The following is a 19,914-nucleotide window of genomic DNA, read 5'->3' as shown; positions in this document are numbered from 1 at the left end:
CCACACATGAAAAGGCCCCGCCAATCTGGCGGGGCCTTTTGCTATCAGGCATCAGCGGATGGCTTATTCGTCGCGCTTGTCCCGGCTGAGCAGGGCGATGGCGGCCTCTTTCGGGTTCTTGTCCTGATAGAGCACCTGGAAGATCTGCTCGCAGATGGGCATCTCGACGCCACAACGGGCCGCCAGCAGATGTACCTCCTTGGTGTTGCGATAACCTTCCACCACCTGACCTATCTCGGCCATGGCGGTATCCACGCTCTTACCGGCCCCGAGAGCCAGACCGAAGCGACGGTTGCGCGACTGGTTGTCGGTACAGGTCAGCACCAGATCCCCGAGCCCCGCCATCCCCATGAAGGTTTTGGCATCGGCACCCAGGGCCGCCCCCAGACGCTGCATCTCCACCAGACCCCGGGTGATGAGCGCGGTTCTGGCGTTGGCGCCAAATCCCAGCCCGTCGGATAGACCGGCGCCGATGGCAATGACGTTCTTGACGGCGCCGCCCAGCTGCAGACCGACGAAGTCCGGATTGGTATAGACCCGGAACGAGCGGCCGCAGTGCAGCAACAGCGAGAGGTCATCGGCGAAGCCATCGTGAGTCGACGCCACCGAGATGGCGGTCGGCAGGCCGGCGGCCAGCTCCTTGGCGAAGGTGGGACCGGAGATCACCGCCAGCGGGATCGCCTCACCCAGCACCTCACGGGCCACGTCTTGCAGCAGGCGGCCACTGTCAGGTTCCAGCCCCTTGGTGGCCCAGGCGATACGGGTATCGGGGCGCAGGAAGGGTTTGATCTGAGCCAGCACCTGGCCGAACACATGGCTCGGCACCACCAGCAGCAGCACGGGCGCGGCTTGCACCGCCGCCTGCAGATCGGCGGTCAGTTGCAGATCGGCGGGAAAAGGGACATCCGGCAGGAAAGCCTTGTTGCAGCGGTCTTGTTCCAGCTCGGCGACATGGGCAGGGTCATGACCCCACAGCAGGGTCGGATGACCGTTGCGCGCCAGAGAAATGGCAAGGGCGGAGCCATAAGACCCCGCCCCCAAGACCGAGATAGCGATCTGGTCAGCCATTATCAGGCTTCCGCAGTCGCCTGCTGGGCCTGTGCTTGCGCCATGTGCTGGGCAAACAGGGCATCGAAGTTGACCGGTGCCAGGTTCAGCTGCGGGAAGGAACCCTTGCTCACCATGTTGGCCACAGCTTCGCGGGCATACGGGAACAGGATGTTCGGGCAGAAGGCGGCCAGGCAGTGAGCCAGTTGCGGCTCCGGCAGGTTGCCTATGGTGAAGATACCGGCTTGCTGCACTTCACACAGGAAGGCAGTCTCGGTTTCCAGCTTGCAGGTCACGGTCAGGGTCAGCACAACCTCATACACGCCGTCAGCCAGGATGTTGGTCTTGGTGTCCATATCCAGCTTGACGTCCGGCTGCCACTCTTTCTGGAAGATGTGCGGGGTATTCGGGGCTTCGAAAGAGACATCCTTGGTGTAGACACGCTGGATGTGGAATTCCGGTTGTACTTCCTGGTTGTTGATTTCGTCAGCCATTTCGTTTGATTCCTTTTTAAGAAAATATGTGGGCGCAGGCCCTTAAATCAGCGTTTTTTGGTCACCGGCAGATTATCTGCACGCCACTGGGCCATGCCACCGCTGAGCACATACACCTGCTTGAAACCGGCCTTGCTCAGTTGGCGACCCGCGCCACCAGCGGTCATCCCCGACTCGCACACCACTATGATGGGGGCATCTTTATGCTTTTCAACCGGACCCAGGTTATTGCTCTGGATCTGGCTGAGCGGCAGGTGCTGGGCACCGGCCAGATGACCCTTGGCAAACTCTTCCTGACTGCGAATGTCCACCACAGTGGCATTTTCACGGTTGATCAGCAGGGTAGCCGTGTGGTTGTTCACCGTCTTAACCGGAGAAAAACGAGCACGCACAGTGGTGTAAACCAAAGTGCCTGCCAGGCCGAACCAGGCTGCGGTCAGCAGCGGGTTACGGGCCGCAAAATCCAAATACTCTTGCATCTTCTACTATCCAGGGACCAAGACAAGGGCCCGAGTATACATGGGGACCCCACCAAGATCAGCCATCTTGGCGGCAAAGCGGGAGCGAGCTCCCATCGGGCAGGGGCACGATAAAGGATCGGAATAAAAAGTGGCGTCCGACGCTTTGGGAGTGGGATTCGTCGAGCCGGGAGACAAGCCGGCGACAAAGGGGAAACAGGCTGGCAACAGTCCTGAACGACGGCGGGTCTGGGCTTGGCTATCAGGTGACTATTTCGGCAGATGTAGTAATATTACGCTAGTTTCACTTCCCGCAATTCATTCCTATCCGAGAGGACATAGCCTTATGTCAACAGCTAAGAAACCTTTGGTTCTGGTCATCATGGACGGTTGGGGCTACAGCACCAAGCAAGAGCACAATGCCGTCGCTGCCGCCAAGACTCCCAACCTCGACCGTCTCGCCCGTGACTACACCAGCACCCTGATCTCCGGCTCCGGCCTGGACGTGGGTCTGCCGGATGGTCAGATGGGTAACTCCGAAGTGGGTCACGTCAACATTGGCGCAGGTCGCATCGTCTATCAGGAACTGACCCGCATCTCCAAAGAGATCAAGGACGGCGACTTCTTCCAGAACGTCGAACTGGCCAAGGCTGTCGATTCTGCCGTGACCAAGGGCAAAGCCGTTCACATCATGGGTCTGATGTCCCCGGGTGGCGTACACAGCCACGAAGAGCACATCATGGGCATGATCGAGATGGCCGCCAAACGTGGCGCCGAGCAGATCTATTTCCACGCCTTCCTGGATGGCCGCGACGTACCGCCGCGCTCCGCCCAGTCCTCCATCGAACAGTTCGATGCCCTGTTTGCCCGTCTGGGCAAGGGTCGTTTCGCCTCCATGATCGGCCGCTACTTTGCCATGGACCGTGACAACCGCTGGGATCGCGTGCAGCAAGCTTATGACCTGATGACTCAGGGCAAGGGCGAGTTCACCGCCGACAGCGCCAGCGAAGCCCTGGCCGCCGCCTATGCCCGCGACGAGAACGACGAGTTCGTCAAGGCCACCCGCATCGGTGCTGCCGCCCCCATGCAGGATGGCGATGCCCTGATCTTCATGAACTTCCGTGCCGACCGCGCCCGTGAAATCACCCGCGCCTTCGTTGACAGTGACTTCACCGGCTTTGCCCGTGCCGCCACCCCTGCGCTGAACTTCGTGATGCTGACCGAATACGCGGCCGACATCAAAACTGCCTGTGCCTACCCGCCGACTGCCCTGGTGAACACCCTGGGTGAGTGGCTGGCCAAGCAGGGCAAGACCCAGCTGCGCATCTCCGAAACCGAGAAGTACGCCCACGTCACCTTCTTCTTCAACGGTGGCGAAGAGTCCTGCTTCACCGGTGAAGACCGCGAAATCGTTGCCAGCCCGAAAGTGGCGACTTATGACCTGCAGCCGGAAATGAGCTCCGAAGAGCTGACCGACAAACTGGTTGCTGCCATCAAGAGCGGCAAGTACGACACCATCATCTGCAACTACCCGAACGGCGACATGGTCGGCCACACCGGCGTGTTCGATGCGGCCGTCAAAGCCTGTGAAGCGGTTGACCACTGCATCGGTCGCGTCACCGAGGCCCTGGCCGAAGTCGGTGGCGAATGCCTGATCACCGCCGACCACGGCAACGCCGAGAAGATGCTGGACGAAGAGACGGGTCAAGCCCACACAGCCCATACCAACCTGCCGGTTCCCCTCATCTATTTCGGTCGCAAGTCCGAGGTGGTTGAAGGTGGAAAACTGTCCGATCTGGCTCCAACCATGCTGACCCTGATGGGTCTGCCGGTACCGCCGGAAATGACTGGCAAGCCCCTGATGATTCTGAAATAATCCTTCCCCATGCGGGGATGCGAAGTTATTTCAAACAAAACCAGTCGCGTCGGCCTGTTGGCCGGCGCGCTGTTTTTTTGCCTGTCGTTTGTCGCTGGCAAGGCCCTGGCTGCCAATCAGCAGCTCGGCACCATGCAGTCCCAGATCAAAGAGCAACAGAAAACCATCAAGCTCAGCAAGCAGGAGCTGGCCAAACTCAACACCCAGCTCAAGGCCGATGAGCAGGCCATCTCGGCCGCGGCGGCCAAGCTCGAGCAGACCAAACAACAGCTGAAACAGAATCAGCAAAAACTGGTTGGCCTGCAACAGGACAAGCTGGATCTGGAACAACAGGCCAGCCATCAGAAGCAGTTGCTGGCCAAGCAGGCGGAAAGCGCCTTCCAGGCGGGCAACCACGATTACCTCAAACTGCTGCTCAATCAGCAGGATCCGGCCAAACTGAGCCGCTCTCTCGATTACTATGACTACCTCAACAAGGCTCGCATCGAGGCCATCGACGCCCTGCGTGCGACCCGCACCAAGCTGGCCAAAAACCAGCTGGCTACCAAAGAGACCGAGAGCAAGCTGCAAGCCCTGCTAAGCGAACAGCAGGAGCACCATCAGGCCCTGCTGGCCAGCCAACAGAGCCGCGCCAAGGTACGCAACCAGTTGCAACAATCGGTGCAAAACGACGAACAGAAGCTGACCAAGCTGGTCAAGGCGGAGAAAGCCCTGAAGGCCCGGCTGGAAGAGCTGCGTCGCCAGCGGGAAGAGCAGGAGCGTCGTGAGCGGGCCGAGCGGGAGCGGCTGGCCAAGCTGAAAGCCGAACAGGAGCGCCAGCGCCGCCTGGAGGCCCAACGCCTGGCCGCCGAGCAGAAACGGATTGCAGAACAGCAGCGGATCGCGGCCGAGCAGCAGAAGGTCGGCGAGCAACAACGGCTCGCCGCCCAACAGCAAAAAGTAACCGAACAACAGAACCGGGTGGCGGAGCAGCAAGCCGCCGCGCGCAGCAGCTCCAAGCCAAGCAGTGGCGGCTACGGCGGTCTCAGCACCAACGGCAGCCTGCGCTGGCCGGTGCAGGGCCCGATCCTTATCTCCTACGGTTCAGCCCGCACCGCCGAGCTAAAGTGGAAGGGCACCCTGATTGGCGCCAGCGAAGGAACCCAGGTCAAGGCGGTCGCACCGGGCCAGGTGGTTTACGCCGACTGGCTGGATGGCTTCGGCATGCTGCTGGTGATCGACCACGGCCGTGGCTACATGAGCCTCTACGGTCACAACCAGTCGCTGCTGCGTCAGGTGGGTCAGAGCGTGGAACAGGGCGAACCCGTGGCGCTGGTCGGCGACAGTGGCGGCCAGGACAGACCCGGCCTCTACTTCGAGATCCGCTATCAGGGTGAAGCCATCAACCCGACCAAGTGGCTGGCCAAACGCTGATCCCGCCCACTAGATGGCAAAAAGCCTGCATGACGCAGGCTTTTTTGATCGTCGCCGACGACCCTGTCGGCGGCATCGAATGACGAAAACTTACCCCGTTTTCGACCACCGGGATCAGGGGAAGACGATGAGGCCGAGCTGTTCGAGCAGCCCCTGCTGCTGCTCTTCATTGATCTGCACCCCGTCCAGCTTGACCCGGCGCAGATCCAGCCCGGGCAGATCGCACTGGCGCAGATCGCAGCCCTGCAGGTTGAAGCTGGTCCACTCTATCTGGCCGAACTCTGAACCGCTCAGATCGGAGCCGGCCAGCGAGGCCCCCAGCAGGCTGGCTCCCTGCCAGCGATTGCCACTGAGCTCGCAGCGCTCCAGCAGGCAGCCATCGAAGTTGGCGTAGCTGAAATTGTTGCCGGTAAGATGCGCCTCGCAGAAGTAGCTCTTGACGGTGATCTGGTTGGCGAAGCTGGCGCGGGCAAAGTTGATGCCCATGGCCTGGCAGTCACGCATCTCCAGCCCCAGACACTGGCTGCGGCTGAGATCCGCTAGGGTCAGATCGCAGCGCAGAAAGCTCGCCTCCCGCAGATCGCAGCCCTGCAGCTGGCAGCCCAGCTCGCGCTCCCGCTCGTAGAAACTGCAGTCGACGAAGCGGCTCTCGCTCAAGTCCAGCCAGGAGAAGTTGCAGTCGATGAAGCGGCACTCAGTGAAGCACTCTTGCGCCACATCCTGCTGTTCGAAACGCTTCCCCTCGAAGCACTTGCCCTTGATCATGCGAATAGTCCTCTGCCGATGGCGTCATATGCTGACTTTGTTAAACAAAAACGGTAATGTTACCTGTAACATTTTTGCCGGATCCCGAGATGAACGATACCCGAAAGCGCCGCCCAACTCTGCAGGACATAGCCGACCAGACCGGGGTCACCAAGATGACCGTCAGCCGCTACCTGCGCGATCCGCAGGCCGTGGCCGAGGGCACCCGTGAGCGGATCGCCGCCGCAGTGGAGGCGCTGGGCTACATCCCCAACCGGGCGCCGGACATTCTATCCAACGCCACCAGTAGAGCGATCGGCATCCTGATCCCCTCCCTCTCCAACCAGGTCTTCTCCGCCGTGGTGCATGGCATAGAGTCGGTGACCCGGCCCGCCGGCTACCAGACCCTGCTCGCCCACTACGGCTACAACCCGGAACGGGAAGAGGAGCAGGTGGCCTCCCTGCTCTCCTATCACGTGGACGGCCTGATCCTCTCCGACAGCCAGCACACGGAGCGCACCCGCAAAATGATCGCCACCGCCGGCATTCCTGTGGTGGAAACCATGGATCTGCCGCAAACCCCCATCGACATGGTGGTGGGGATGGATCACAGGGCCGCCGCCCGGGCCATGGTAACAGAGATGCTGCGCCGGGGCCGACGCAAGCTGGTCTACCTGGGGGCACGTCTCGACGTGCGCACCCAGCTGAGGATGGAGGGTTACTACCAGGCGATGGGCGATTATGGCCTGACCGGCCAGCACCTGCTGACCGAGCAGTCCTCCAGCTTCACCCTGGGTGGTCAGTTGCTGGATCAGGCGCTGGTGCGCTACCCCGACCTCGACGGCCTGTTCTGCACCAACGATGACCTGGCGGTGGGCGCCCTGCTGCAGTGTCAGGCCAAGTGGATACCCGTGCCCCAGCAGATCGCCATCGCCGGCAGCAACGCCCTCGACATAGGCCATGCCATGACCCCCAAGCTGGCCAGTATCGTCACCCCGCGCAAGGAGATAGGCCGCGAGGCGGCGACCATGCTGCTGGCCCGACTCAGCGGCCAGCCACTGCCCGACACCCGCAAGGATATGGGCTTCTCTCTCTATGAAGGGGACAGCCTGGGCTGACCCCTGTCATCATGGCGCATTTACCAGCCATGATGGCGCATCCTCCCGCCTGTTCTCTCCGTCCCCTGATCTATGCTGGCCCGACATCCCGACCACATCATCAGGAGCAGAAGATGAACAACACCGAGAGATTGCAAACCTGCCTGCAACACGTGATCTGCGATCCCAGCTTTACCCTTGCCGAACTCGACCAGTGGTTCACTCCGGACTACTGCCAGCAAGTGAATGGCGAGCAGCTCGACTACGCGGCTTTCCGCCAGCACATTGCGGCGCTGAGAGATCATCTGGCCAAAGCCACCATCGAGTTCGTCGCCTCAATCGCGCAGGGGGATAGGGTGCACTCGACCCATGTGGTGCGGGCCACCCGTCACGATGGCCTCCCCCTCGTTTGCAAGGTAAGCGGCCTCTTTACCTTTCACCACGGCAAGATCTGCCAGACCGACGAGGTAACCTGCCTGCTGACTGGCAGCGCGCAGGACGAGGACATAGGTTCACGGCGCTGAGTCGCACCGCACAAAGCGCTGGAAAGCGTGAGAGAAGGCACCAGGATCCTCATAGCCGAGCTGGTCGGCGATCTGCGCCAAGGTTAGCCCCTGATGCTGTAGCTGACGCGCCCGTCCCATCACCACCTGCTCCCGCCACTGACGAAAGGTGCAACCCAACTGCTGGAGAAAGAGTCGGTTGAGGGTGCGTACCGAGGCGCCGCAATCCTCTGCCAGCATCGCCAGTACAATGTTGACAGAGGGAGCCTGACAGACCCGCTCCAGCACCCGCAGCAGGCGTGGATCGAGATTGGCTGCAAGCGCAGGCTGAGCCGCCTGGGGGACAGCGCGTGCCAGTTCGTGGCCGATCACCATCAAATAGGCCTCGCGCTCGCTTCCCTCCCCCAACTCGGTAAGACGGGCAAAGAGACCGGCCAGCAATGGGGTCACCTGACGCAGGCCAAAAGGGTCATGCCCGGACGGCGCTGTATAGATGAGCGAGATACGGGTGTGGCGCAGCGTGCGAAACTCGTGCTCCCAGCCCGTAGGAATAAAACAGAGCTGGCCGGCGACCAGCAGCTCGCTGGCACCGCCTCCAGTGATGACGCCGCCGCCATCGTGCATGTAGCAATACTGGGCCTGTGGATGGCAGTGCAGCGGGGTGAAGTGCCCTTGCGGGCAGGAACGATGGAGAAAGGACATGTCGGCCAGCCGGAGAGAAACCGGCCATAACCATAAGGGAGCAGGCTGCGTGCTGCAAATGGCTTTTTCACCATTAGGACGACCAAAAAGCAGGCCACCCTAGGGTGGCCTGTATGATTTTTCTGCACTACTGGCGCTTAGCGTTTAACCAGCTCGACCGCTTCGCGAGAGAGGCGAGTCACCTCCTCCCAGTTGCCGCTCTTGACCGCATCGGCCGGCAGCATCCAGGAACCGCCGACGGTGGCGACGCATTTCAGCGCCAGATAGTCGGCCACGTTTTTCGGGCCTATGCCACCGGTGGGGCAGAATTTGATCTGGGGAAGCGGTGCTGCAATGGCAGCCAGCGCCTTGGTGCCGCCGTTCGCTTCGGCCGGGAAGAACTTCAAGTGATCATAACCCGCTTCCAGCGCCTGCATTACCTCGGAGGCAGTGGCAACGCCCGGGATCAGCGGCGCCGTGCTGTTGGCCGCATGGGCCAGCAGCGCCGGTGTCATCCCCGGGGAGATGACGAAGCGGGCACCGGCGGCCACGGCTGCGTCAAACTGCGCGCAGTTGAGCACTGTGCCTGCACCGACCATGGCATCCGGCATCGCCTTGGCGATGAGGGCGATGGCATCGAGCGCCACCGGGGTGCGCAGGGTGATCTCGAATACCGAGATGCCGCCGTCGAGCAGCGCCTTGGCCATTGGCAGGGCCTGCTCCAGCTCGTTGATGACCATCACAGGAACCAGCGGGGAGGCGGCAAACACCTCGGCAGGGGTCACTTTCCAGTTTTGCATAACGCTTCCTTAATCAAAGATGGTGGCGCCGCACTCGGCGCTCGATACCGCGCGACGCATCACGCTGAACAGTTCACGGCCCCACCCCTCTTGTTCCAGAGTGAGGTCAATCTCGGCCTGGGTACGGCCACTCAAATCGGTCAGGCAATCGAGGCGGCCAGTCACCGCGTCCACCCGCAGCAGATCGCCATCGCGCAGCAGGCCAATGGCGCCGCCGTGCAAGGCTTCCGGGGTGACATGGATGGCAGCCGGGATCTTGCCGGAGGCGCCTGAGAGGCGACCATCGGTGACCAGTGCTACCTTGTAACCTGCCTTCTGCAGGTTGCCGAGCACAGGCATCAGCTTGTGCAACTCCGGCATGCCGTTGGCCGCCGGGCCGTTGTGGCGCACCACGATAACGGCATCCTGATTGAGGCTGCCAGCCTTGTAGGCCGCCTCCACCGCATGCTGGGAGGAGAAAACCCGGGCGGGCGCTTCGATAACGCGATACTCGGGGGCCACGGCGGAGACCTTGACCACGGCGCGGCCCAGATTACCCGCCAGCAGCTTGGTGCCGCCGGTGGCCTGGAACACGGAACCGGTCGGTGAGAGCACGCTCGGATCCGTGCTTTCACCCACTGGCTGCCACACCAGCTCGCCATCCACCAGAGCCGGACGGCTGAGGTAATCCTGCATCTCGCCAAACACAGGGGTGGCATCCATGTGGATCAGCCCCTCTTGCGCCAGACGACGCATCAGGCCGGGCACGCCGCCCGCCTGTTCGAAGGCATTCACATCGGCCGGGCCGTTCGGGTACATGCGCACCAAGAGCGGCACCACATCGGAGAGATCGCTGATGTCGTCCCAGGTCAGGTGCAGGCCGGCAGCCCGCGCCAGCGCCACCATGTGGATACTGTGGTTGGTGCTGCCGCCGGAGGCGAGCAGGGCCACCAGCCCGTTGACCAGGGCGCGCTCGTCCAGCACCTCGCTCAAGGGGCGGTAGGCAGGGGAGCCAGGGATCATGGCGCTGATGCGACGGGCGGCTTCTTCAGTGAGCGCGTGGCGCAACTCGCTGTGAGGATGGACGAAGGCGGAGCCCGGCAGCATCAGGCCCATGGCCTCGAACACCAGCTGGTTGGTGTTGGCAGTGCCGTAGAAAGTGCAGGTGCCCGGCGCATGATAGGCGCCGCACTCCATCTCCAGCAGGGCATCGCGGCCCAGTTCACCGGCGGCGTACTGCTGGCGCACCTTCACCTTGTCATCGTTGCTGATGCCGCTGGCCATGGGGCCGGCCGGCACGAAGGCGGTGGGCAGGTGCGCGTGGGAGAGCGCCCCCATGATCTGGCCAGGTGCTATCTTGTCGCAGATACCGAGCAGCAGGGTGGCGTCAAAGGTGTTGTGAGAGAGGGAGAGCGCGGTTGCCTGGGCGATAAGATCGCGGGAAAACAGGGACATGTCCATCCCTGGCTGACCCTGAGTCACGCCGTCGCACATGGCCGGTACGCCACCCGCCACCTGGGCGCTGTGACCCAGTTCGGCCAGCGCGGCCTTGATGATGTCCGGGTAGCCCTGATAGGGCTGATGGGCACTCAACATGTCGTTGTAGGCGGTGACTATGCCGACGTTGGCGCGGGTCATGTCGAGGATACGACCCTTCTCGTCACTGCTGCAGGCGGCCACGGCGTGGGCCAGGTTGCCGCAAGCCAGGGCGGCGCGGGTCTTGCCCTGCTCGGCCTGGCGCTGAATACGGGCCAGGAACGCCTGGCGACGGGCGGCACTGCGCTCGCGAATGCGGGCAGTGACGCTGGAAATAACCTGATGGATCATTGGGCTTGCTCCAATGCTGTGACGGCCCGATCAACCACCTGCTCGAAGGTGCCATCTATATCGATGTGAAATACACCGGCCTCGCCATCCGGGCGCTCCAGGGTATCGAACTGACTTTGTACCATGGTTTCCCGCATGAAATGGCCTTTGCGTGCCCGCATACGTTCGAGGATAAGTGCCTGATCACCGTCCAGAAACAGGAAATGCACCGAGTCATTGCCCTCGCGGATCTGGTCGCGGTACTGCTTCTTGAGGGCCGAGCAGACGATGACGCCCACCTCGTTCTTCTGTTCCAGGCTGTACGCCGCATCACGGATCCGCTCCAGCCAGGGGGCGCGATCCTCGTCGTTGAGCGGGTTGCCACCGGCCATCTTCTGGATATTGGCTCTGGGATGCAGGTCATCACCATCGATGAACTTGGCACCCAGCGCCTGGGCCACCTTGAGGCCGACGCTGGACTTGCCGCTACCACACACACCCATCACGATAATGCTCTTGCCCGCCATTGTTTGACCTCTATCCCATTTTTCAAAAATCGTGCTGCCGATGGGTTCTAACTTAGCACGTTACCGGTAACATGTTACCGGTAACAACAAGAAATGTGAAGTCTGCCACAGACTGAGCGAACTCACAGTCACCTGGGCAAGCGAGCTTGCGCCCTGGCCATAAATCTAAATAAATCATAAAGATATGGCCTACCGACGGATCGGCAGGGTGTCGATACTGAATCTGGAACAAGGAACGCACAACAATGTCTGACCTCTCCCTGATCATGACGGCCGCCGGCTCCATAGTGCTGCTGCTCTTTCTGGTGATGAAGGCCCGCCTGCACGCGGTCGTCTCCCTCATCCTGGTCTCCATGGTGGCCGGCCTCGCCGCCGGCATGAACCCGGCCGAGATCGCCAACACCATCCAGAAAGGGATGGGCGGCACCCTGGGCTTCGTCGCCGTGGTGGTGGCGCTGGGCGCCATGTTCGGCAAGGTGATGGAGGTCACCGGTGCCCTCGACCGGGTGGCCCATACCCTGCTCGGTACCTTCGGCGTCAAGCGCGCCAACTGGGCCATGTCACTGACCGGCTTCATCTGCGCTCTGCCGCTCTTCTTCGACGTGGCCGTGGTGCTGCTGATCGGGGTGGCCTTTGCCATCGTCCGTCGCGGCGGCGGCAGCGTGGTGAAGATAGGCATAGCGCTGCTGGCGGGCATCGCCACCTGCCAGGCGTTCCTTATTCCGGCACCGGGCCCCATTCTGGTAGCATCCCAGCTGGGGGCCGATTTTGGCTACATGATTCTGTTCGGCCTGATCGCCGCCGTGCCGGCCCTGATCCTGGCAGGCCCGCTGTTCGGGGAGCTGATCAGCAAGGTGGTGGATGTACCGCTGCCCGCCGATGCCCAGAGCAGCGCCCACGACGACTGCAAGACCCTGCCCTCATTCGGACTGGCCATGGGCCTGATCGGTCTGCCGCTGCTGCTGATAGGTCTCAAGACCATAGTCGGCCGCTTCGTCGAGGCAGGATCCACCCTGCACAACTGGCTGGAGTTCATCGGTCACCCCTTCACCGCCATCATGGTCGCCTGTCTGGCCGCCTTTTATCTGCTGGGGATCCGCCGTGGCATGTCCCGTGATGAGGTGATGAGCGTCTGCAACAGTGCCATCCAGCCAGCCGGCGTCATCATACTGGTGACCGGCGCCGGTGGCGTGTTCAAGCAGATCCTGGTGGATTCCGGGGTGGGTGCCGCCCTCGGCAACATGCTGGCGGATTCCGGCCTGCCCATAGTCGCGCTGGCCTTCATACTGGCGGCCGCGGTGCGGGTCATTCAGGGGTCCGCCACCGTCGCCATGCTGACCGCCTGTGGCCTGCTGCTGCCCATGCTGGAACCGCTCGGGCTGAACGGTGCCCAGCTGGCCGCCGTGACCATTGCCATCGGTGGCGGGGCCATAGTGCTCTCCCACGTCAACGACTCCGGCTTCTGGCTGGCCAACCGCTATCTCGGCCTCTCCGAGAAGCAGACCCTGCAGACCTGGACTGTGATGGAGACCATCATAGGCACCACCGGCGGCGTCATGGCGATGATCATCTACAGCTTCCTTTGAACATAACTGCTGTCAAAAAGGCCTCCAATGTGAGGCCTTTTTCATCTTTATGACGATTCTTTCTTTGGCTAACAGGTCGAGGTTGCTAGAATCGCCTATCCATCGCTCCGAGTGGAACGCTTAACGCAGTGATTTCAGGTTTCTCTATGCATTCATCGGCACACTATCGACAGCTGTTGGCTCGTCTGCCCCAGATCGCCGTCGCCGCAGATCAGTTTCAGGTGCTCAACAGCGCCCGGGACTTCAAGAGCCGGATCCTTTCGCTCATCGCCAGCGCGACTCACCGCATCTATCTGGTGGCCCTCTACCTGCAGGATGACGAAGCGGGACGGGAGATACTGTCCGCCCTCTACGCCGCCAAGCAGCGCAATCCGGCCCTGGACATCAAGCTCTTCGTCGACTTCCACCGTGCCCAGCGCGGTCTGATCGGCAAGGGCAAGCAGGGGGGCAACCACCTGATGTATCAGGAAATGGCCGCCCGCCACGAACACCAGATCGCTATCTACGGCGTGCCGGTGAAGGGGCGCGAACTGCTCGGCGTGCTGCACCTCAAGGGCTTCATCTTCGATGACACCCTGCTCTACTCGGGTGCCAGCCTCAACGACATCTACCTGCATCAGCAGGATCGCTACCGTTTCGACCGTTATCACCAGATCACCAGCCCTGAGCTGACCCGCTGCATGGTCCACTATGTGGACGATCTCTTCCTCAAGAGCGAAGCGGTGCAGCGGCTGGATCGCACCGACATCCCCACTGCCAAGCAGTTGAAGGGGCCGATCCGCCGCTTCAAGCACAACCTGCGCCTGGGCCAGTACCGCTTCGAGAGCATGCCGGTCAACAGCCAGGAAATCGCCATCACTCCGATGACGGGACTGGGCAAGCGGGGCAATCAGCTCAACAAGATGATCCGTACCCTGGTGCGTGCCACCGAGCGGGAGATCTTCATCTGCACCCCCTATTTCAACCCGCCCAAGGAGTTGAACAAGGACATCGAGGCCCTGCTCAAGCGCGGCTGCAAGGTGACCATAGTGGTGGGTGACAAGACGGCCAACGACTTCTTCATCCCGCCGGAGGAGAAATTCACCACCATAGGCGGCCTGCCCTATCTGTACGAGACCAATCTGCGCAAGTTTGCCGAGCGCAACCAGCATCACATCGATGCCGGCCGTCTCAACCTGATGCTGTGGTGCTGCGAGCGCAACTCCTACCACCTCAAGGGGATCTTCGTGGATGACGAGTGGGCGCTGCTCACCGGCAACAACCTGAACCCCCGCGCCTGGGCGCTGGATCTGGAGAACGGTCTGCTGGTGTACGATCGTCGCCATCACCTGCGTGCCCAGTTCAACGGGGAGCGGGAGAACATACTCGCCAACACCAAGCGGATCAGCCACTTCGATCAGATTGAGCAGATCAAGGACTACCCGGAACAGGTGCGCAAGCTGCTGGCCCGGATCCACAGGGTCAGGGCTCATATCCTGCTCAAACGCATCATCTGACGCCGGAGCGCATCGCCCCCGCTTCCGCCCGCAGGCAGCTGCAACAAAGGCCTCCCGTTTTTCGGCAGGCCTTTGTCACATGCGGCTACCGCCTTTTTCCAGCCGCCCAGCCGGCCCGACTCACTGCAACGCGGCTTGCATCGAGCCATCAACAACCCCTATCATCTGGACATATTTACAGTGTTTTCGGGCATCTAATTGATGAAATTGGATAAAATCTCCCTCGACAGCCTCAAGGGCGTCGGCAGCAAGATGCAGGAGAAACTCGAGCGGCTGGGGCTGGCGACGGTACAGGATCTGCTGTTCCACCTCCCCCTGCGCTACGAGGACCGTACCCAGGTGTGGCCCATCGGCGATCTGCCGCCCGGGCTGCACGGCGCCGTCGAGGGCGAAATCCAGGACACTCAGCTGGTGATAGGCCGCCGCCGCATGCTGGTCTGTCGCATCAGCGACGGCACGGGCACCCTGACCCTGCGCTTCTTCAACTTCACCGCCGCCCAGAAGAACAGCCTGGGCCAGGGCCGCCTGATCCGCTGCTTCGGCGAGGTGCGCCCCGGCAAATACGGGCTGGAGATGGCCCACCCCGAGTACAAGCTGCTCGGCGAAGAACAAGCCGGTCAGACCGAAGAGGCGCTCACCCCCGTCTACCCCACCACGGAAGGGCTGCGCCAGCTCACCCTGCGCAACCTCACCGATCAGGCGCTGGCCCAGCTCGACCTGTACGGAGTGGAAGAGCTGCTGCCCGCCGGCCTCTATCCCCAGCAGATCGAACTGGCCGCCGCCCTGCGCCTGCTTCATCGCCCGCCCCCCTCGGCGGCGCTGGCGCTGCTCGAAAGCGGCCAACACCCGGCCCAGCAGCGACTGGTGCTGGAGGAACTGCTGGCCCACAACCTCTCGGTACTGAAAGTCCGTGCCCAGGCGCAAACCCAGCTGGCCCGCGTCCTCAAGCCGGCGCCCGCGCTGGTCGAACAACTGCTCGGCGCCCTGCCATTCACTCCCACCGGCGCCCAGAACCGGGTAGTCGCGGAGATCGGCCAGGATCTGCAACGCAGCTACCCCATGATGCGGCTGGTGCAGGGCGACGTGGGCTCAGGCAAGACGCTGGTCGCGGCCTTGGCGGCACTGCAAGCCATCGGCAACGGCTGCCAGGTGGGGCTGATGGCCCCGACCGAGCTGCTGGCCGAGCAACACGCCATCAACTTCGGCCACTGGCTGGCACCGCTCGGCATCGGAGTCGGCTGGCTGGCGGGCAAGCAGAAGGGCAAGGCGCGGGAGGCTCAGCTCGCCGCCATCGCCGACGGCAGCGTCAAGATGGTGGTGGGCACCCACGCCATCTTCCAGGAGCAGGTGGTATTCCAGCGCCTGGCGCTGGTGATCATCGATGAACAGCACAGATTCGGGGTGCACCAGCGCCTCGCCCTGCGCGAAAAAGGGGAGCGGGAGGGAGTCCATCCCCATCAGCTCATCATGACCGCCACTCCCATACCCCGCACCCTGGCGATGACCGCCTATGCCGATCTCGACACCTCCATCATCGACGAGCTGCCACCGGGCCGCACCCCCATCACCACGGTGGCGCTGCCGGACAGCCGTCGCCCGGATGTGATCGAGCGGGTCAAGCTGGCCTGTGAAGAGGGCAAGCAGGCCTACTGGGTCTGTACCCTGATCGAGGAGTCCGAGGCGCTGGAGTGCCAGGCCGCCGAGGATACTGCCGCCGAGCTGCAAAACCAGCTGCCCGGCCTGCATATCGGGTTGGTGCACGGCCGGATGCGGCCGGTCGAAAAGCAGCGGGTGATGGAGGAGTTCAAGGCGGGCATTTTGCAGCTGCTGGTCGCCACCACCGTCATCGAGGTGGGAGTGGACGTGCCCAACGCCAGCCTGATGATCATCGAAAACCCGGAGCGGCTCGGACTGGCCCAGCTGCACCAGCTGCGCGGCCGGGTCGGTCGCGGTTCTGTGGCCTCCCACTGCGTGCTGCTTTATCATGCCCCCTTGTCCAAAACGGCCCAGAGCCGGCTCGGGGTATTGCGGGAGACCAACGACGGCTTCCTGATCGCCCAGCGCGATCTCGAGCTGCGCGGCCCGGGGGAACTGCTCGGCACCCGCCAGACCGGCCTCGCCGATCTCAAGATCGCCGACCTGGTGCGTGACCAGTCGCTCATCCCGCAGGTGCAGAAGATGGCGCGCTTCCTCATGGACCGTCATCCAAACCATGTCGATCCCTTGATACGGCGCTGGCTCGGTTTACGGGATCACTATTCCAATGCCTGACCAAGGCAAATGCAGAAGATGGGCACATTGCCTGATGGACAGACACGGTTCCCACGTGGACCCCTTGATCCGCCGCTGGCTGGGTCTGCGAGATCACTACTCCAACGCCTGACAACCATCCCGAAACAGGAGGAAAGCCCCCATGAATTCCTGGCTACGCGGCCTGCTCTATACATTTGCCTTCCTGCTGCTGTTTGTCTGGGTCGGCCTCGGCCTGTTCGATGCAGAGCGGGCCAAGGGCCCCATCGCCAGCTGGATCAGCCAGCAGACAGGGGTGCCCGTCACCATAGGGCGGCTGGTGTTCAACCCGCTCCATCCCTACACCCTGCTGGCCGAGCAGGTGAGCTATGGCGACGCCGTCACCCTCGACAAACTCTATCTGGAGATAGAGAGCATCGACTGGCTGAACCGGGACGTGCGCATCGCCCACCTCGATCTCATCCGCCCCGTCATCAGGCTGCCGCTGCCCAACCAGCTGCCGAACCTGCCGGTGCGCTCCCTCACCATCAGCGACAGCACCATCGATCGGCTCAGCCTGCAGAGTGACGAGCTGACCCTGAGCGGCCTCAACGCCACGCTCAACGACTGGCAACTGCTCAATCCGGTGCGGCCATCCCAGGCCAACCTGAGCCTCAACATCAATCAGCTGACAACCCCCGCCTTTGCCCTCTCCCGCCTCAACCTCAAGGGCCGGCTGGAAGGCCAGGTGCTGAGCACCGACAAGCTGACCACCAACCTGTTCGACGGCCTGCTGGAAACCGGCATGGAGCTGGACTGGCCCGCCCGCAGCCTGCGGCTGAGCAATCTGAAGGCGCAGGGCATGCGGGTCGAGTGGGGACAGGCGGGACACCAGGCGCTGCCGCTGCGCCGCATCAGCCTGGACGTGGGGCAGATACGTGATGTGAGCATCAGCGCCATCGCACAGGAGATCTCCCTCAACAACTTCAACGGTCAGCTCACCGCCTTCAGCTGGCAGGCCGGCAGCACGCCGACCGGCTACATCGAAGGCGCCCTCGGCGATCTCGGCCGCGGCCTGTTCCAGCTGGAAGATCTCAAGGGACGTGTCTCCTTCTCGCCCCAGCAGATCGACGCCGAGGTGCAGGGCAAGGCCTATGAAGGCGAATTCAATCTGGAGCTGGCGATGGATACCCAGCAGCAGAAGCTGACCCTGAAAGACATGGCCCTGAGCGGCATGGACATCAGCCTGCCACAGGGGTGGTGGCAGGATTGGCAGAGCTGGCGGCCACAGCAGATCGACATCCGCAAGCTGGCATTCGACAAGCTCAAGGTGCTCTCGTTCGACGATGCCCTGCCGCTGTCGCTGACCGGCTGGCAGCTTTATCTGACCGATCTCGGCCTACGGGGCCAACAGCCCGCCCCCCTGCTCGGCCGGGCCAGGATAGAGAGCCAGTGGTTCGAGCTGGTGTGGGATGGCCTCAGTGCCCGCAACGGCGAGCTGGACGGCGAGCTGACCCCCAGTGCCTGGCTGCTCAACAAGCTGACCAGCTCGCTGCCCGACGAGGGCTCCCTCAGCCTGAGCGGCCAGTGGGGCAAGGAACCGGGCCAGACCAGCCGGTTGCAGCTCAAGGGGGAGAAGCTGGATCTGGTGCAGTGGAGCAAGCTGCTGCACTCACCCATCTCCTTCGCCGGCAAGGTCGATCTGAGCGCCGACCTGCAAGCCCTGCACGGCAACACGTCAGGCGAGTGGCGCAGCACTCTGCAGGGAAGCTTTGCCCTCGATGCCAACGAACCCTTCTGGGACAAGGTGCAGATAGATCCCCTGCTGGATGAGTGGTTCAAGGGCACCACCCCGCCTACCCTCAGCCCGGATCAGCTGTGGCAGGCCATGCAGGCGGGGGACACCCCCTTCTACCGCATCAAGCTGCAGGGCAAGGTGGAGCAGGGCCAGTTGCAGATAGAACAGGCCGGCGCCTCCACCATCACTCACCTGCTCGCCCTGCAGGGAGGCATAGACCTGGTCAACGAACAGTGGCAGCTGGATCTCGGCGCCCTGAATGGCCAGCGCTGCGCCGAGCTGCTGAGCCACTGGCGCGGCCCGCTCGATGCCCCCGTGCTAAGCTGGGAGTTCCCGGCCAAGCAGGCCTCCTGTGGCTGGGAGGTGGGGGTGCGCTATCCGGCCCAGGGGCGCAACAGCCCGCTCTGGCGACCGGCACAGCCCGCCCAAGCGCCCACGCCGGCCAGCGAGCAGTAAAACGAACAAGGCCTCATCATGAGGCCTTGTTGCAATCTTGCGAGGAGAAAAACGTCAGGCCTGCTGACCGGGCCGCTTGATGGGCTGCACCACGTAGTGGCCGAGGAACTCGGCCGCCAGCTTGTCACCACTGAACAGCTTGATCTTGAGGCTGAACTTGGCCGACTCTCCCACCTTGAGCGGCGCCAGCACGGCGGGCATTCCCTCGCGGGCCACCCGCGCCTCCGGCTCCTCGTTGACCGGGCGGTAATACTTGATGTTCCCCTCCGCCAGCACAGTATCCCCCACCAGACCCGCCTCCTTGAGCTGCAACCAGATCAGGCCCCATCCCGCCAGCACGCACTGGCTGTAGATGCTGCCGGCAAACATGGTGTCGTGCACGTTGAGGTTGGCCGCCAGATTGGCCTTGAGATGGAAGGTCTGGCCGTCGTAGTGGGTGATGTGTACCCCCATTTTCTCGCTGATGGGGATGCCCCGCGACCAGCGGGTGGTCAGGTCCTGACACCACTCGGGGCGATACTGGATGGTCTGCAAGGGGCTGAGAGACTTGATCATCTGGCGGTGCGGAATGCGGCCAAAAGAGACGGGGCCTTCCCCCACTTCGAGGAAGCCGCACTTGCGATAGAACTCCACCGCCTCCTGGCGGGCATTCATCACCAGCCGCTTCACCTTCTCGCTGCGGGCCAGTTGTTCGAGATCTTCCACCATGCGGGCACCCAGCCCCTGACCGCGAAACTCGGGGCGCAACGCCATAAAGCGGATCTGGGCCTCATCACCACCGACAAACAGCCGGCCGACGGCAATGGGCGTGCCATCAGGGGCCAGCATCAGGCGGTGGATGGCGACGGTATCGTATTCGTCCCGTTCGGAACCGACGGGCAGATTGAAGGGTTTACGCAGCAGTTCCCAGCGCAGCTGGTAGTA

The 19,914-nt window shown here is 62.6% G+C and carries 17 protein-coding genes; 8 read left to right on the top strand and 9 right to left on the bottom strand.

Translation table 11 applies throughout. From position 1 onward, the window contains the following. Window positions 1–63: 63 nt before the first annotated feature. Genes gpsA through BN1128_RS05670 form a run of 3 tightly spaced genes read right to left on the bottom strand, consistent with a single transcriptional unit; the run spans window position 64 to window position 2,020 of the window. Window positions 64–1,068, bottom strand: a complete 1,005-nt coding sequence (gene gpsA, locus BN1128_RS05680; RefSeq protein WP_042866958.1) for an NAD(P)H-dependent glycerol-3-phosphate dehydrogenase — start codon at window positions 1,066–1,068, stop codon at window positions 64–66. A gap of 2 nt (window positions 1,069–1,070) precedes the next feature. Continuing rightward, complete coding sequence (gene secB, locus BN1128_RS05675) at window positions 1,071–1,541, bottom strand: protein-export chaperone SecB (RefSeq protein WP_005319808.1); 471 nt, start codon at window positions 1,539–1,541, stop codon at window positions 1,071–1,073. Window positions 1,542–1,588: 47 nt separating this feature from the next. Beyond that, window positions 1,589–2,020 carry a rhodanese-like domain-containing protein gene (locus BN1128_RS05670; protein ID WP_042866955.1) on the bottom strand — a complete coding sequence of 144 codons (432 nt, stop codon included), beginning with the start codon at window positions 2,018–2,020 and terminating at the stop codon, window positions 1,589–1,591. A gap of 325 nt (window positions 2,021–2,345) precedes the next feature. Between BN1128_RS05670 and gpmM the strand changes: the two genes are divergently transcribed. Next, complete coding sequence (gene gpmM, locus BN1128_RS05665; RefSeq protein ID WP_042866953.1) at window positions 2,346–3,875, top strand: 2,3-bisphosphoglycerate-independent phosphoglycerate mutase; 1,530 nt, start codon at window positions 2,346–2,348, stop codon at window positions 3,873–3,875. 9 nt (window positions 3,876–3,884) lie between these two features. Further along, a complete protein-coding gene (locus BN1128_RS05660; protein ID WP_042866951.1) occupies window positions 3,885–5,288 on the top strand; it encodes a peptidoglycan DD-metalloendopeptidase family protein in 1,404 nt (467 codons plus the stop codon). Between the two features lie 114 nt (window positions 5,289–5,402). Here BN1128_RS05660 and BN1128_RS05655 read toward each other — a convergent pair whose 3' ends face one another. Beyond that, the gene (locus BN1128_RS05655; RefSeq protein WP_042866949.1) at window positions 5,403–6,053 is read right to left on the bottom strand and encodes a Qnr family pentapeptide repeat protein; all 651 of its coding nucleotides are present in this window, start codon (window positions 6,051–6,053) and stop codon (window positions 5,403–5,405) included. An 89-nt stretch (window positions 6,054–6,142) separates the two neighbouring features. On the opposite strand from BN1128_RS05655, the gene BN1128_RS05650 reads away from it, so the two are divergent. Both BN1128_RS05650 and BN1128_RS05645 read left to right on the top strand, forming a co-directional pair. Beyond that, complete coding sequence (locus BN1128_RS05650; RefSeq protein WP_042866948.1) at window positions 6,143–7,150, top strand: substrate-binding domain-containing protein; 1,008 nt, start codon at window positions 6,143–6,145, stop codon at window positions 7,148–7,150. A 113-nt stretch (window positions 7,151–7,263) separates the two neighbouring features. Beyond that, window positions 7,264–7,653, top strand: coding sequence for a nuclear transport factor 2 family protein (locus tag BN1128_RS05645; RefSeq protein ID WP_042866947.1), 390 nt, complete (start codon window positions 7,264–7,266; stop codon window positions 7,651–7,653). On the opposite strand, the gene BN1128_RS05640 is transcribed toward BN1128_RS05645, so the two are convergent. The 4 genes from BN1128_RS05640 to BN1128_RS05625 form a co-directional block, all read right to left on the bottom strand. After that, window positions 7,642–8,334: a helix-turn-helix transcriptional regulator gene (locus BN1128_RS05640; RefSeq protein WP_042866944.1), complete on the bottom strand. Its 693-nt coding sequence runs from the start codon at window positions 8,332–8,334 to the stop codon at window positions 7,642–7,644. The genes BN1128_RS05645 and BN1128_RS05640 overlap by 12 nt on opposite strands. 137 nt (window positions 8,335–8,471) lie before the next feature. Further along, a complete protein-coding gene (locus BN1128_RS05635) occupies window positions 8,472–9,113 on the bottom strand; it encodes a bifunctional 4-hydroxy-2-oxoglutarate aldolase/2-dehydro-3-deoxy-phosphogluconate aldolase (protein WP_042866942.1) in 642 nt (213 codons plus the stop codon). Between the two features lie 9 nt (window positions 9,114–9,122). After that, a complete protein-coding gene (gene edd / locus BN1128_RS05630) occupies window positions 9,123–10,919 on the bottom strand; it encodes a phosphogluconate dehydratase (RefSeq protein WP_042866939.1) in 1,797 nt (598 codons plus the stop codon). Continuing rightward, window positions 10,916–11,425 carry a gluconokinase gene (locus BN1128_RS05625; RefSeq protein ID WP_042866937.1) on the bottom strand — a complete coding sequence of 170 codons (510 nt, stop codon included), beginning with the start codon at window positions 11,423–11,425 and terminating at the stop codon, window positions 10,916–10,918. The genes edd and BN1128_RS05625 overlap by 4 nt, the downstream gene beginning before the upstream one ends. A gap of 245 nt (window positions 11,426–11,670) precedes the next feature. Between BN1128_RS05625 and gntU the strand changes: the two genes are divergently transcribed. The 4 genes from gntU (at window position 11,671) to BN1128_RS05605 (ending at window position 18,990) form a co-directional block, all read left to right on the top strand. Then, window positions 11,671–13,011: a gluconate transporter gene (gntU, locus tag BN1128_RS05620; RefSeq protein WP_042866935.1), complete on the top strand. Its 1,341-nt coding sequence runs from the start codon at window positions 11,671–11,673 to the stop codon at window positions 13,009–13,011. A 146-nt stretch (window positions 13,012–13,157) separates the two neighbouring features. Further along, window positions 13,158–14,507 (top strand): CDP-diacylglycerol--serine O-phosphatidyltransferase, encoded by a 1,350-nt coding sequence (pssA, locus tag BN1128_RS05615; protein WP_042866933.1) that lies wholly within the window; start codon window positions 13,158–13,160, stop codon window positions 14,505–14,507. 201 nt (window positions 14,508–14,708) lie between these two features. After that, the gene (gene recG, locus BN1128_RS05610) at window positions 14,709–16,778 is read left to right on the top strand and encodes an ATP-dependent DNA helicase RecG (protein ID WP_042866931.1); all 2,070 of its coding nucleotides are present in this window, start codon (window positions 14,709–14,711) and stop codon (window positions 16,776–16,778) included. A 142-nt stretch (window positions 16,779–16,920) separates the two neighbouring features. Beyond that, a complete protein-coding gene (locus BN1128_RS05605; protein ID WP_042866928.1) occupies window positions 16,921–18,990 on the top strand; it encodes an AsmA family protein in 2,070 nt (689 codons plus the stop codon). Between the two features lie 54 nt (window positions 18,991–19,044). Here the strand turns inward: BN1128_RS05605 and BN1128_RS05600 are convergent. Further along, on the bottom strand, window positions 19,045–19,914 hold an 870-nt coding region (locus tag BN1128_RS05600), incomplete at its 5' end, for a bifunctional GNAT family N-acetyltransferase/hotdog fold thioesterase (RefSeq protein ID WP_082030363.1).

Source organism: Aeromonas piscicola (assembly GCF_000820005.1).
Lineage (GTDB): Bacteria > Pseudomonadota > Gammaproteobacteria > Enterobacterales > Aeromonadaceae > Aeromonas > Aeromonas piscicola.
The sequence above is the reverse complement of the archived record's forward strand: the minus strand, read 5'-3'. Positions and strand labels throughout refer to the sequence as shown.

What these genes read in the sequence shown, in the direction of transcription:
- gpsA (WP_042866958.1), bottom strand. Translation starts at nt 1,068, where the DNA reads ATGGCTGACCAGATCGCTATCTCGGTCTTGGGGGCGGGGTCTTATGGC.
- secB (WP_005319808.1), bottom strand. Translation starts at nt 1,541, where the DNA reads ATGGCTGACGAAATCAACAACCAGGAAGTACAACCGGAATTCCACATC.
- BN1128_RS05670 (WP_042866955.1), bottom strand. Translation starts at nt 2,020, where the DNA reads ATGCAAGAGTATTTGGATTTTGCGGCCCGTAACCCGCTGCTGACCGCA.
- gpmM (WP_042866953.1), top strand. Translation starts at nt 2,346, where the DNA reads ATGTCAACAGCTAAGAAACCTTTGGTTCTGGTCATCATGGACGGTTGG.
- BN1128_RS05660 (WP_042866951.1), top strand. Translation starts at nt 3,885, where the DNA reads ATGCGGGGATGCGAAGTTATTTCAAACAAAACCAGTCGCGTCGGCCTG.
- BN1128_RS05655 (WP_042866949.1), bottom strand. Translation starts at nt 6,053, where the DNA reads ATGATCAAGGGCAAGTGCTTCGAGGGGAAGCGTTTCGAACAGCAGGAT.
- BN1128_RS05650 (WP_042866948.1), top strand. Translation starts at nt 6,143, where the DNA reads ATGAACGATACCCGAAAGCGCCGCCCAACTCTGCAGGACATAGCCGAC.
- BN1128_RS05645 (WP_042866947.1), top strand. Translation starts at nt 7,264, where the DNA reads ATGAACAACACCGAGAGATTGCAAACCTGCCTGCAACACGTGATCTGC.
- BN1128_RS05640 (WP_042866944.1), bottom strand. Translation starts at nt 8,334, where the DNA reads ATGTCCTTTCTCCATCGTTCCTGCCCGCAAGGGCACTTCACCCCGCTG.
- BN1128_RS05635 (WP_042866942.1), bottom strand. Translation starts at nt 9,113, where the DNA reads ATGCAAAACTGGAAAGTGACCCCTGCCGAGGTGTTTGCCGCCTCCCCG.
- edd (WP_042866939.1), bottom strand. Translation starts at nt 10,919, where the DNA reads ATGATCCATCAGGTTATTTCCAGCGTCACTGCCCGCATTCGCGAGCGC.
- BN1128_RS05625 (WP_042866937.1), bottom strand. Translation starts at nt 11,425, where the DNA reads ATGGCGGGCAAGAGCATTATCGTGATGGGTGTGTGTGGTAGCGGCAAG.
- gntU (WP_042866935.1), top strand. Translation starts at nt 11,671, where the DNA reads ATGTCTGACCTCTCCCTGATCATGACGGCCGCCGGCTCCATAGTGCTG.
- pssA (WP_042866933.1), top strand. Translation starts at nt 13,158, where the DNA reads ATGCATTCATCGGCACACTATCGACAGCTGTTGGCTCGTCTGCCCCAG.
- recG (WP_042866931.1), top strand. Translation starts at nt 14,709, where the DNA reads ATGAAATTGGATAAAATCTCCCTCGACAGCCTCAAGGGCGTCGGCAGC.
- BN1128_RS05605 (WP_042866928.1), top strand. Translation starts at nt 16,921, where the DNA reads ATGAATTCCTGGCTACGCGGCCTGCTCTATACATTTGCCTTCCTGCTG.